Origin of the sequence: Ketobacter sp. MCCC 1A13808, from assembly GCF_009746715.1 — a bacterium.
Lineage (GTDB): Bacteria > Pseudomonadota > Gammaproteobacteria > Pseudomonadales > Ketobacteraceae > Ketobacter.
In genome coordinates, this window is the sequence record NZ_VRKW01000012.1 from 38,738 (window position 1) to 51,800 (window position 13,063).

11 protein-coding genes are annotated in these 13,063 nt (G+C 49.8%); 7 read left to right on the forward strand and 4 right to left on the reverse strand.

All coding sequences use genetic code 11. The annotated features are described in order from the left end of the window. Positions 1–20 precede the first annotated feature (20 nt). Both rho and trxA read right to left on the reverse strand, forming a co-directional pair. On the reverse strand, positions 21–1,280 hold the full coding sequence (rho, locus tag FT643_RS18180; RefSeq protein ID WP_156872842.1) for a transcription termination factor Rho: 1,260 nt from the start codon (positions 1,278–1,280) through the stop codon (positions 21–23). Positions 1,281–1,711: 431 nt separating this feature from the next. Continuing rightward, complete coding sequence (gene trxA / locus FT643_RS18185; protein ID WP_156872843.1) at positions 1,712–2,035, reverse strand: thioredoxin TrxA; 324 nt, start codon at positions 2,033–2,035, stop codon at positions 1,712–1,714. A gap of 240 nt (positions 2,036–2,275) precedes the next feature. Between trxA and FT643_RS18190 the strand changes: the two genes are divergently transcribed. The 4 genes from FT643_RS18190 (at position 2,276) to FT643_RS18205 (ending at position 5,775) form a co-directional block, all read left to right on the forward strand. Continuing rightward, positions 2,276–3,787, forward strand: a complete 1,512-nt coding sequence (locus FT643_RS18190) for a Ppx/GppA phosphatase family protein (RefSeq protein WP_232340328.1) — start codon at positions 2,276–2,278, stop codon at positions 3,785–3,787. A 232-nt stretch (positions 3,788–4,019) separates the two neighbouring features. Then, positions 4,020–4,193, forward strand: a complete 174-nt coding sequence (locus tag FT643_RS18195) for a hypothetical protein (RefSeq protein ID WP_156872844.1) — start codon at positions 4,020–4,022, stop codon at positions 4,191–4,193. A 39-nt stretch (positions 4,194–4,232) separates the two neighbouring features. After that, positions 4,233–4,748, forward strand: coding sequence for an SRPBCC family protein (locus tag FT643_RS18200; protein ID WP_198043668.1), 516 nt, complete (start codon positions 4,233–4,235; stop codon positions 4,746–4,748). 193 nt (positions 4,749–4,941) lie between these two features. Continuing rightward, entirely contained in the window at positions 4,942–5,775 is an 834-nt protein-coding gene (locus FT643_RS18205) for an SDR family NAD(P)-dependent oxidoreductase (RefSeq protein ID WP_156872845.1), read from the forward strand. Positions 5,776–5,896: 121 nt separating this feature from the next. Here the strand turns inward: FT643_RS18205 and katG are convergent, their stop codons facing one another. After that, on the reverse strand, positions 5,897–8,107 hold the full coding sequence (gene katG, locus FT643_RS18210; protein ID WP_156872846.1) for a catalase/peroxidase HPI: 2,211 nt from the start codon (positions 8,105–8,107) through the stop codon (positions 5,897–5,899). A 237-nt stretch (positions 8,108–8,344) separates the two neighbouring features. On the opposite strand from katG, the gene FT643_RS18215 reads away from it, so the two are divergent. Continuing rightward, positions 8,345–9,073 (forward strand): NYN domain-containing protein, encoded by a 729-nt coding sequence (locus FT643_RS18215; protein ID WP_317622062.1) that lies wholly within the window; start codon positions 8,345–8,347, stop codon positions 9,071–9,073. A 53-nt stretch (positions 9,074–9,126) separates the two neighbouring features. Here FT643_RS18215 and FT643_RS18220 read toward each other — a convergent pair whose 3' ends face one another. Continuing rightward, complete coding sequence (locus FT643_RS18220; RefSeq protein WP_156872848.1) at positions 9,127–10,017, reverse strand: radical SAM protein; 891 nt, start codon at positions 10,015–10,017, stop codon at positions 9,127–9,129. Between the two features lie 369 nt (positions 10,018–10,386). Here FT643_RS18220 and FT643_RS18225 point away from each other — a divergent pair, with 369 nt between their 5' ends. Both FT643_RS18225 and FT643_RS18230 read left to right on the forward strand, forming a co-directional pair. Next, complete coding sequence (locus FT643_RS18225; protein WP_156872849.1) at positions 10,387–11,619, forward strand: polysaccharide deacetylase family protein; 1,233 nt, start codon at positions 10,387–10,389, stop codon at positions 11,617–11,619. Positions 11,620–11,626: 7 nt separating this feature from the next. Further along, on the forward strand, positions 11,627–13,060 hold the full coding sequence (locus FT643_RS18230; RefSeq protein WP_156872850.1) for a flippase: 1,434 nt from the start codon (positions 11,627–11,629) through the stop codon (positions 13,058–13,060). Positions 13,061–13,063: the final 3 nt, after the last annotated feature.

Below are 13,063 nucleotides of genomic sequence, written 5' to 3' on the forward strand. Positions count from 1 at the left end.
CCTTATCCGGGTAGCATGATTTACTTGCGTTTCATCGAGTCGAAGAATTCTTCGTTAGTCTTGGTGTCACGCATTTTGTCGATCAGGAATTCCATAGCCGAGATCTCATCCATGGGATGAAGGATCTTGCGTAGTATCCACATTTTTTTCAGTTCGTCTTCCGATGTCAGCAGATCTTCGCGACGAGTTCCGGATTTGTTGATATTAATGGCCGGGAAAACACGCTTTTCTGCAATACGGCGGTCCAGGTGTAATTCCTGATTACCGGTACCTTTGAACTCTTCGAAAATCACTTCATCCATTTTCGAACCGGTGTCCACCAGCGCGGTGGCCAGTATGGTCAGGCTGCCGCCTTCCTCAATATTTCGTGCTGCCCCAAAGAAACGCTTGGGTCTTTCCAGTGCGTGGGCGTCAACCCCACCAGTCAGTACTTTGCCGGAAGACGGGATGACTGTGTTGTATGCACGAGCCAAGCGGGTAATCGAATCCAGCAGAATAACGACATCCTGTTTGTGCTCAACCAGGCGTTTGGCCTTTTCCAATACCATTTCTGCCACTTGAACGTGTCGCGAAGGCGGTTCGTCGAAAGTGCTGGCGACCACTTCGCCACGTACCGTACGCCGCATTTCGGTCACCTCTTCAGGGCGCTCGTCGATCAGCAATACAATTAAATGGCATTCCGGGTTATTGCGCGTTAGCGACTGTGCAATGTTCTGCAGCATCAGGGTTTTACCGGCTTTCGGAGGCGACACAATCAAGCCACGCTGACCTTTACCGATGGGAGCGACCAGGTCGATCGTGCGTGCAGTGATGTCTTCGGTGCTGCCGTTGCCGACTTCCATCAGAAAGCGTTGCTGCGGAAATAACGGTGTCAGGTTCTCAAACAGGATCTTGTTTTTCGCGTGCTCCGGGCGATCCAGGTTGATTTCATTGACCTTCAATAGCGCAAAATAGCGCTCGCCTTCCTTGGGGGGGCGAATCTTACCGGAAATACTATCGCCGGTGCGTAGGTTAAAACGACGTATCTGGCTGGGTGACACATAGATGTCATCTGGGCCCGCTAAATAGGAGCCTTCGGCTGAACGCAGGAAGCCAAAACCGTCCTGAAGAATTTCCAGAACGCCGTCACCGAAGATATCTTCGCCGCTTTTGGCATGTCGTTTAAGAATACTGAAGATGATGTCTTGTTTGCGCGTCCGGGCCATGTTGTCCAGGCCCATAGAAGACGCTACTTCGATCAGTTCAGCAATGGGTTTTGTTTTTAATTCGGTGAGATTCATTTCCGTGGGGGTCATGTTTGAAGGTTAACGTTAAAGGTATGGAGAGCTACAACCAAAAGGCTGTTAGCGAACGAGTAGAGCTTCCTGTCTAAACGGGTCGTAAAAATGGTGCGAGAAGCGATTGGCAGAGATCCTGTTCGGATGGATCTTCTTTGGTTCGTAGACCCTAAATATATTTAGATTCGGGAAATGCTTCCCAGGACTTAGGGAGGCACTAAAAGTAATCTAGCATCCGCTAGCCAAAGCGTCCAGGTTATTGCTTCAAACGACTTCGCGCCCGATCCTTCACATAATGCTAATTCAAAAGTTCTGAGGGGTGAGGAATCGAAGAGACAGTTTGATTTGCTCTCCGTTGTTGCGCTTATTACGTTTTGATTGAAGGCGCAACATCGAAGTAAGAAACCCCGGCTCGCAGAGTCGGGGTTGGGTAATTATATATTACTGTCTAGGAACGCTGTCAATTGCGATTTTGATAAAGCGCCAACTTTTGTCGCTTCAACGTTGCCATTTTTGAACAACATCAAGGTCGGAATGCCCCGAATACCGTATTTGGGGGGGGTTTCCGGGTTTTCGTCAATATTCAGCTTGGCAATGGTAAGTTTGCCGTCATATTCGCCGGAGATCTCTTCCAGAATCGGTGCGATCATCTTGCAGGGTCCGCACCACTCGGCCCAGTAGTCCACCAGCACCGGGTTTTCTGATTGCAACACCTCAGCTTCAAAGTTGCTGTCAGTTACATTTACTAGTTTGCTCATGTATTTCTCCAGTTGTGCCACAGACTACCTGTGTTAAGCGGATAGTATAGGGCATTAATCATGTGCGCATCGTTCCGATTGTACAATTAGCATCGGCTAGTATTCAATCTCGGTGTGCGGGGAATTCCTACTGGTGTCATGACGTTATGGTGTTATTATCGAAAATTAACGCCAAATCACCCATGTGTGGCTCGATATTATGGGCTGGCACTATAGCTAATTAAAGATGGAAAGCCAATTTTGACTGAACAACCGGACTCAGATGTAGCCGATGCGCCGAAGATGGCGGCGATCGATATGGGCTCAAACAGTTTCCACATGGTGATTGCCCGAACCGACACCGAAGAAGTGCGCCCGACCCAGAAACTGGCGGAAAAGGTGATGCTTGCTGCCGGGTTGGGAGAGGACAATGTGCTGGATGATGATGCCTTTCAACGGGGGCTGGATTGTTTGCGCCGTTTTGCCCAGTGCCTGGAAGGGATCGAGCCGAAGTGGATTCGTTGTGTGGGCACTAACACACTGCGTAAAGCCCGTAATGGTGAGGCTTTTCTGCGTGAAGCGCGCCAGATCCTGCAATGTCCGGTGGAAGTGGTGGCGGGCCGCGAAGAGGCCCGTCTGATCTATCTCGGGGTGTCCCATTCGCTGGCGAGCAGCATTGAGAATCGCCTGGTGTTTGACATCGGTGGCGGCTCGACCGAATTTATTATTGGCCGCGAATTCGAACCGTTGTTAACCGAAAGTTTGCACTTGGGGTGCGTTTCCTATCGGGAGCGGTATTTTCCCGACGGCAAAATTACCGAGCAGGGCTTCAAAAAAGCGGTGCTGAAAACCCGGGTTGAAGTATCCAGTATCGAAAAAGAATACCGGGATCTGGGTTGGTCTAGTGCCGTGGGCGCGTCGGGCACCGTCAAAGCCATCAAAACAGCGCTGATCGAGAATGCATGGTATACCGATGGTATCGAGCTGGATGGTTTGTATAAGCTGCGTGACAAAATTCTCAGCTTTAATACCCTTGCGGATATCGATATCCCCGGTATCAAAGCCGAGCGCCGGGTGGTTCTTCCCAGTGGTCTGGCAATCCTGATTGGCATCTTTGAGCAACTGAAGGTGGAAAAACTGCGGTTTTCCGAAGGCGCGATGCGAGAAGGCATATTGTATGACATGCTGGGACGGCACGAGCCGGAAGACGTGCGTGTGCGCACCATTCGTTCCCTGATGAAACGCTGTGGTGTCGATGAAGCCCATGCCGAGCGCGTACAAAAAACAGCACTGGAATTATTCAGGCAGGTGCAGGTGGACTGGGATTTCGGCGAATATTGCCGTGATTGGTTGAACTGGTCTGCGCTCAGCCATGAAATAGGACTTATGGTGTCGCACTCGGGTTTCCATAAGCATGGCGCTTATCTTCTGACGTATTCTGATTTGCCGGGTTTTACCAATCAGGACCAGGCGATTATAGCGGCTTTGGTGGGTGGGCACCGGCGCAAGTTTCGCGATACTGCATTTGAGCCAATCCTTCCTCATCTGCAGGAGAAAGTGAGACGTCTGATGCTGGTGTTGCGTCTTGCGGTGGTATTTAACCGGTCGCGGCGGGATGTGGTGATGCCGGATTACCGGGTTAAAACCAATAAGGATGGCGTCACCATCAATTTTGACTCTGACTGGATTCAAAGCCAGCCGTTGCTGCTGGCAGAGCTGCAGCAGGAGCAGGATGCATGGAGTAAAGTCGGGCATACCCTGGAATTTGAATAGGTGCTCCGGGCCGCGCCTACGCCGGGCGAAAGGGGCTAACTATCTGAATTTAAAGCAGCATTCAAAAACAGTTTGTACGGTGGTGTGGAGCCCTGATTTTGATCGCCGGAAGCTTCGGAAAAGGTCCGCAGATTAGTGCTTGGATCGGCCGATAATGTTGGGTTATATTGAGAGTCCGAACATAACAAAAACTATATGAACCCCGGTATTGATGGGGTCGAGGACGGAATGTATGGGAATGCTGCTGGTTACTGTATTTGCAACGATTGCGAGCGCTTTAGTTTGTTATAAAATCGCCAAATCGAAAAACCGTAATCCACAGTTCTGGGTGGTTATGGCTGGCTTGGTCGGCCCCTTCGCTATCCCGTTTGCTTACTTTTCAAAACCCTTAAAAATGGATTGCTAGACGCTCTGCGAGCAGCTAACAAGTCGATATGACGACCCTGTGCCGGACCTTCGCCCGGCACAGGGCGGCGGCATTGCGTTTTCAGCGCCGGGACAATCAATGAATGTGTTAGCCAAAGAAACTATTTCGATAGACAGGCCTGCTGCGCTCATATTCGATTATGTTTCCAACATGGAAAATTTTGGTCGATGGTTCCAGGGCGTGATAGCGATTGAGGCGGTGGCCAATGAGGCGCATGGAACGTTAGGCAAAACTTATCTGGAAACCGTAAACATACAGTTACGTGGATCACGTCAAATAAAGTTGCAAGTGATTGAATCCCGTAAGCCCACCCTGTTTGTGACCGAAGGTGATTTTTCGCCTGTTATGCCGCGTATGGAAATCACTATCACCGAATGCGGTTTGTCGTCTCGGTTCGAGTGGAAAATGTATAGCCGCAATCACGGTATTCTATTTCGTGCATTGTTACTTCCATTGATCCGGTCTGAAATCACCAAGCGCGCCCAAAAAAGCTTGCCTCGATTGAAAGCCGTCTTGGAACAAAAAACCAGTTAGATAAGATTTCGTTCCAGCCCCCATTCTTCAATTTTTCCGTCACGCAGATGGCGGTTTGTGACAATGTTTTGCCCTTCCTGCCAAATGCTAGAGCCCAATAATTCGCTATGCTATGGTCCGTTTTCTGAAGAGCAGGCGGAGCCTATTGTACGGGTTTTGTCGGGTGAATAGTTTTAATTGAGGCAAACCGAATATGCGGAATTTAGAGGGCAAAACGGCGTTCATCACTGGCGCTGCTGATGGCATCGGGTTTCACAGTGCCCGCGCGCTGGCTAAACAAGGCATGAATGTCATGTTGGCGGATATCAACGCTGAGACATTGCAGCAAGCTGTTGAAGTGCTCAAGGGTGAGGGTTTTGCAGTGGACGGCGTTGTTCTGGATGTGGCAGCGCGCGAGCAATGGGGTGCCGCTCTGGATGCAACCTTGTCTGCATTTGACCGGGTTCATTTTTTGCTAAGCAACGCAGGCGTGTCTGTCATCGGCGGCCAGCAAAATATTGAGGAACAAGAGTGGCGCTGGATTATCGATGTGAATTTAATGGGTGTGATATATGGGTGCCAGGTATTTGCACCGCATATGAAATCCCATGGTGAAGGTGGGCATATTATGAATGTGGCCTCAATGGCGGGGCTGCAAGGCGTCGAGTTTGCCAGCCCCTACTGTGCGACCAAAGCAGCCGTTGTGAGTTTGAGTGAGAGTTGGCGCAGCGAACTGGCTCATAGCGGAATTGAAGTCTCCGTGCTGTGCCCCGGCTTCGCAAAAACCAGGATTTACGACAGTTATCGCAACCGGCAACCGCAATACGGTGGCCCGGTTTATTTTGATGACCTGGTAAAACAGAAACCGTCCCGTGAAGCGAGTAAGGAAGTGGTGGTGACTGGTGTGGATGTTGAACTCATTGCGGAGCGTGTTGTGGAGGGTTTACTGAATAATGAGTTGTATATACTTACTCACCCTCAGTTCAGACAGTCTCAACAAACTCGTTTCGAAATGATTAATACTGCTTTTGATCGTGCTAGTGATTGATTGCATTTTTCTGGTTATAGATAGAACCTGCCCGAAGGATTTGGGCGCGAGTGCCTAGTGTTAACAGTGGATCAGACGGTTGCCTCCTGATTTGGAACGCAACCGCCTTTTTCAGTTGAATTTACACCAGGTCAAAACGATCGGCTGTCATGATTTTGTCCCAGGCTTTCACGAAGTCATTAATGAATTTTTTCTGTGAGTCGCTTTGCCCATAGACTTCAGCCAGTGCTCTTAGCTGTGAGTTGGATCCGAAAATCAGGTCGGCGCGGGTCGCAGTCCACTTGACTTTTCCTGACTTGCGATCGATACCCTCGAAGACCTCTTCGTTGTCAGGCGTGGGTTTCCACTCCGTCCTCATGTCCAGCAAATTCATAAAGAAGTCGTTGCTCAGCGTGCCGGGCCTCTTGGTGAGTACACCGTGTTTGGTTTTATTTGTGTTGGCGTTAAGTGCGCGCAGTCCACCCACCAAGACCGTCATTTCAGGTGCAGTCAGCGTCAACAGTTGAGCTTTGTCGACCAACAGCTCTTCAGCAGAAACCGCATACTTGGTTTTCTGGAAGTTGCGGAAGCCATCAGCGCATGGTTCAAGTGGTTCGAACGCTTCAATGTCGGTTTGCTCTTGCGACGCATCTGTGCGGCCGGGTTGAAACGGAACCTTGATTTTTTGCCCGGCATCCAGCGCCGCTTTTTCTATTGCTGCACAGCCGCCAAGCACGATTAAATCTGCCAGGGAGACTTTTTTGTTACCGGATTGAGACTTGTTGAAGTCGCTTTTAATGGCATCCAGTGCTTTGAGTATCTTTGACAGTCGCTTCGGTTGGTTCACAGCCCAATCTTTCTGTGGCGCCAGGCGGATGCGGGCGCCGTTAGCGCCACCCCGCATGTCCGAGCCGCGGAAAGTCGAAGCCGACGCCCAGGCGGTGAAGACCAGGTCGGATACCGACAGTCCGGATGACAGAATTTTGTTTTTCAGCTCCTTGATATCTTGCTTGTTAATCAGTTTGTGGGTAACAGGGGGTACCGGGTCTTGCCAGATTAACTCTTCTTTCGGTACTTCGGATCCCAGATAGCGGGAAACAGGCCCCATGTCGCGGTGGGTTAATTTATACCAAGCGCGTGAAAAGGCATCGGCCAGTTCGGCTGGGTTCTCATGGAAGTGCTTTGATATTTTCAGATAAGCAGGATCTTCCCTCAGTGCAAGATCGGTAGTGGCCATAAACGGAGCGTGTCTTATGGATGGGTCGTGCGCATCGGGAACAGTGTCTCTGCCCGCGTCGCCTTTCGGTTTCCATTGTTGAGCGCCGGCAGGGCTTTTAGTGAGTTCCCACTCGTAACCGAACAATGTGTCAAAGAAACTGTTATCCCAGCGTATCGGGGTCGGGGTCCAGGCGCCTTCGGGCCCGCCACCGATGGTGTTAACGCCGAAACCCGTGCCCATGCTGTTTTTCCAACCCAGTCCCTGTAATTCGATAGGAGCGGCTTCCGGATCGGGCCCCACTTGTGCTGCATCGCCGGCCCCATGCGCTTTACCAAATGTGTGGCCACCAGCGATTAGGGCGACGGTTTCATAATCGTTCATTGCCATACGTTTGAAGGTTTCGCGAATGTCGACGGCGGCGGCTTTCGGGTCTGGATTGCCGTTAGGCCCTTCCGGGTTAACGTAAATGAGGCCCATTTGTACGGCAGCGAGCGGATTTTCCAGGTTACGGTCGCCGGAATAGCGTTCGTCGTCCAGCCAGACCGATTCAGAGCCCCAGTTGATGTCTTCTTCCGGTTCCCAAACATCAACCCGTCCACCAGCAAAGCCAAAGGTTTTCAATCCCATGGATTCAAGCGCAACGTTGCCGGTGAGGATAAACAAGTCTGCCCAGGAAATCTTATTGCCGTATTTTTGTTTGATCGGCCATAGAAGGCGGCGCGCCTTGTCAAGATTGACATTGTCCGGCCAGCTGCCCAGCGGCGCGAAGCGTTGTGTACCACTGCCCGCGCCACCGCGGCCGTCACCGATACGGTAGGTGCCTGCACTGTGCCAGGCCATACGGATAAAGAAAGGCCCGTAGTGTCCGTAATCGGCAGGCCACCAATCCTGGGAGTCGGTCATTAGCCCATGCAGATCTTTTTTGATTGCGGCAAGGTTGAGCTTGTTAAACTGGTCTGCGTAGTTGAAATCGACGCCCAGCGGGTTACTTTTAGTGTCGTTCTGGTGCAGGATTTTAAGATTTAGCTGATTTGGCCACCAGTCTCGGTTGGATCTGCTTTTGTCACCCAGTTTGGTACGGGAACCGTGGATGACCGGGCACCGGGATGCGGTTTCATTATTATTGCTGCCCATGACTCTCTCCTTGTATTGTAATCGTTGTCGTTTAATTTGTGCTGCCCGAAGTAGTGTTAAGTGGGGGATTGCAGCGTCGCCCTTGTGAATAACCATATAACAAGATTAGATTATAGGTGAAATATTAAATAATGAATAAAACGATAGCCTTGGTCTATCGAGTTGGCAGGATACATGGTAGGTTGATGTTTTCGCTGTGGATGTCACCGCAGCCACAAAAGAATTAGGGAGAAAATGGTGCCTGAGCAAAACCGGATAGCCTTGCTGATTGATTGCGATAATGTCAGTCATAATTCGATTGAAGGGGTGTTGGAGGAGCTTGCTAAGTACGGCATGGTCAATGTTCGGCACGCGCACGGTGATTGGAACAGTACTTCATTATCAGGCTGGATCGGTCGTCTGCACCCCAATGCCATTCGGCCTATGCAGCAGTTTGCTTATACCAAAGGCAAGAATGCGACTGATTCCGCGATGATCATCGATGCGATGGATCTGTTGTACAGCAAGAACGTAGAAGCCTTTGCATTGATGACCAGTGATAGTGACTTTACCCCGTTGGTAATGAGGATTCTGGAAAGTGGGTTTCCGGTGTACGGGTTCGGCGAAAAGAAGACACCGCAGCCCTTTGTCGATGCCTGTTCCGTTTTTATCTATACAGAGAACTTGATAGAAGATGAGGACAGTGTCGGTAAGACACCGGTTTCACAAAAGAAAAACCGCAAGGCTCTGCGGGGCGATACGTCGTTGGTGCGATTACTCCGGGTGGCAGTGGAACAAACAGCGGAAGACGATGGCTGGGCTCACATGAGTAGAGTCGGACATTATATTTCCAATAACAGTTCGTTTTCGGCTGTCAATTATGGTTATAAGAAATTAGGCGATCTGATCCGGGCAACCGAACTATTTGATATAGATATGAGAAACGATGGGGCGGCCATGTACATCCGGGATTCGCGTAGTTCGTAGTTTTTCCGGCTAAGGATGCGCCCGGATCTGACGAAATCAGTCTATACCCTGGATTACAATCCCCGCATCCAGTCCGGCCGTAACGGGATTCTGCCGGGTTGGTGAATCGCAGTATCAACCATGTCCAGCAATCGTTGTTTGTCCTTTCCAAGAACGCCTTTGAGTACGAGATAGTTCGATGCGTGATCAGAACGGAAAATGGTCTTTTCAAGCTCAAGCTGTCCAATCAGTGTGCGCATTTCCCGGAATAGTCCCATCGTGTCCAAGGGCTCAAATTGTCCATTAAAACCGCCGCGAAATCGTTCTTCACCCTGAGGAAAAGACACAACCAGAGTAGACAGGTAATCCGGTTGCGCGTCATTCATTAGGCGTGCCGAATTCAGTGCATGTTGTTCCGAATAGACTCGTCCACCCAAACCATTCAGAATCATGACCGAAGTCTTTATACCGGCTCGTTTCAATTTAACCAGAGCCTCTCTGGATGAATCGAATGTTTCACCTTTTTTTACAAGGGACAGGACTTCGTTGTCTCCCGACTCGCAACCCACATAAACCATACCCAAGCCCGATTCTCTTAATGCGATCAACTCTTCAACGGATTTGTGTTTGATGTTGCTGGGAAGGCAATAAGCGGATACCCGGATGACCTGCGGCATGCATTCGCGAATTGTGTTCAGGATAGTGGTCAGTCTGCGACTGGAAAGCACCATGGCATCGCCGTCAGCCAGAAAGATTTTACGCACGGAAAGCCTGGCGACCTTGTGGATCTCTGCCTTGATGTCGGCTTCGGATTTGGGGCGGAATTTTTTCTGGTCTTCAGTGTACATTTCACAAAATGTGCACTGATTGTGAGAGCAACCGTTAGTGACCTGCAGAATCAGGGAATGGGCTTCCGAAGGGGGGCGAAAAACGGGCTCGATGTAGTTTAGGGGTAAATACTGCATTTCTAAAAATCCGTGTTCTACACTTAGGAAAGTAAATTGTAGTGGCATTGCCGACCGTTAAGGAATGATACCACTGAATCGACCGCTTTATCGAAATGGGAATCCGTAGGCTACGCGGTGACACGGATTGAACATTGGCCGGGTCTTGAGTGTCTGAAGAACGTAAAAATAGGGTTGTTGGCGGGGCAGTCGCATTGGCGTCGGTGCTGAAAACCGCGCAGGCATGATCTGTGACCGGTGGGATCATCACAAAAAATCACAAATAATCAGTGAGTGGCCTATGCGGTTTAACCGGGACTGGCCGTATAATACTCGACCTCTTTTGGTTGAATTTTAGGCTTCTCTTCCAGGTGGTTTATACGAATAAAAATGGATCTGAAAAAAATAAAATACATCGCAAGCAAAACGCTGCGGAAAAATCTGGACGATCTGACTGCCCTGGCGAGTGGCGGCTACCCCGGCTTTGTTTATCGAAAACTGACCCTGCCCGGCGCTGATCAGATTCCGGTTTTTACTTTTCATCGATTGGAACCGGTGAGCTTTGAGGCGCAGCTTAAACACCTGGCTCAAAATCACTATAAAACCCTGAGTGGGGATGAGTTTCTTTCTTGTTTAACCGGCGTAAAGCGGTTACCCCCCAAGGCGGTTTTGCTGACCTTCGATGATTGTTGGGGTTCGCTTTGGGCGGTGGCGCACCCGTTGTTGAAGAAATACGGGCTTCAAGGAGTTGCGTTTGCAATATCCGATGCAATGGAACAAGGCGATGGGGTTGGCGCGACCCTGGAAGACGTGTGGGCCGGAACGCGTTCGATGGATGAAATACTGGGGCGAGAGGTGAAGGCACCGTTGTGTAACTGGGCCGAAATAAAGCGCATGAGTCGTGCGGGAACGTTGGAGTTTCAGTCTCATTCCAGAATGCATCATTCGGTGTATATCGATAGTGAGGTCGTGGACTTCGTTAATCCCGATCGTTACCCCTCATTTATGTTCAGTGATTTTAACCCGTTGATCAATCTGGGTGCGAACGAGGTCGCGGAATGGGATCTGGATGCCCGCTGCTACGGTGAGCCGATTTATCCTTTCCGCGCATCCTTTGCTGCGCGCCGCCGCTTCATACCGAATCACCAGGTCAGTGCCGCCTGTCGGGCCTACGTTACGGAGCGAGGCGGCAAGCACTTTTTTCAGTCGGCCGACTGGCGTAAAGAGTTGATGCGCGTCTATACCAATATAGCGGAACAGGAAAGTGAGAAAGGCACGATCGTCAGCTACCACCAGCGGCTGGAAGAGCTGGTCCAGGATCTGACGATGTCGAAACGGATAATAGAGCAAAACCTGGAGAACAAAGTGGATCAAATCTGTCTGCCCTGGTATCAGGGCGACGCTATTGCGGTTGAGGCAGCTAAACTGGCAGATTATCGCGCTTGCCATTGGGGTATCCTGAACAATACGACCGTCAATACGGTGGGTGATGATCCGTTTTACGTGCGGCGGATGAATGACGAGTATTTATTTGCGTTACCGGGTGAGGGGCGCCAATCATTGTTGCAAATCCTGGCAAAAAAATACTTAAATATCGTGAAGAAAAGAACCGGGATGTATTAGGCCGCGCATGTCTGAGCATCCGCAAAAAACCGGCGTTAATCTTGTTCGGAATACCCTATTTTCATTTGCAGCCAACGGCAGTAATTTGCTCTTGTTGGGCTTGTTGCTGGTTACTGGTAGATTGTTGCCGGTGCAGGATTTTGGTCTGGTGACGTATTCGATGGCACTGGGTGCTACGCTGGCTTTGTTGTCGGATATGGGTACCACAGAGCTGATCAAGCGAACGGTGGCGAGACAGCCTGAGCTGGGTGCAATCTATTTGCACAATATCACTACCTTCAAAATTGCAGGTGCAATTCTGGGTGTCGGCTTGGCCTGGCTGATAGCCTATTTTAGTGCAGACACGTCCACTGCGTTGATGTGCATATTGTTAATCGTGGCCGGTTCGATAATGAAGTCATTCAAGTTGCTGGTGCTGGGTTTGTTTCAGGCTAACGAGCGATTTGGTTTTTCTTCCAGCGCACAGATCTTTCACAACATCGGTTTGCTGGTGGTCTGTTCTGCAACTCTTTTTGCTGGTGGGGGTCTAACGGCATTTGCTCTCAGTTATTTTCTGTTTAAATTTCTGGATGTGGTGCTTTCGTATTTGCTTGTGCATCAAAACCTTTATCCTTTTAAATTCGGATGGAATATCGGGTTTCAAATAGAAACGCAGAAAATTGCGATTCCGTTTGGCGCGTTTATTATCGTGCAGGAAATTTATTGGTATGGAGATACGTTAATGTTGTCCTACCTGAAAGACATGCAGGCGGTTGGATATTACAACGCCGCATATCGCCTGCTTGAAGGCATGATTGTTTTCCCGAACCTGATTTGTCAGGCAGTGCTGCCGCATCTCTCAAGGCTGTATCAGGCCGATTCATCTGCACATAATCGCCTGAGTATTACCCTGCAAAAAATTTGTGTCGCTGTGGCGGTGTTTCTATCCGGGGCCAGTTTCATATTGGCGCCGCTGGTAATTGAGTGGGTGTTCGGCGAAGCTTACTTGCATGCCATCGGGATATTCGAAATTCTTTCATTGGGTTTCTTTTTCGTATTTACCAACATCTATTTTCTCAATTTGCTGGTTTCCATAGACGGGCAAAAATTGCTGTGGAAATTGAGTTGTGGCGGACTAATATTCAATCTGGTGTTAAACGCTTTTGTCATACCAATCTGGGGCGCAGAAGGCGCAGCGGCAACCACGGTGCTGAGCGAGGTGTTGGTGCTCATGATCGGGCTTTTTTTATTGGCCGATAAGTTGCCGGTCAGAGATTTTGTGATGCCTTTACTAAAAGCGATCACTATCGGCGCCGTTATTTTATTGATTTGTGAGTTTTCGGGCGTTGGTTTGAATTTGTGGTTAAGCGTGTTGTTGTATTGTGCGTTGATGGTGCCGGTAATCTACGTTTCCGGGCTGTTATCCCCTAGGGATATTCAAGATTTTGCAAGGACAAGGTAAGGA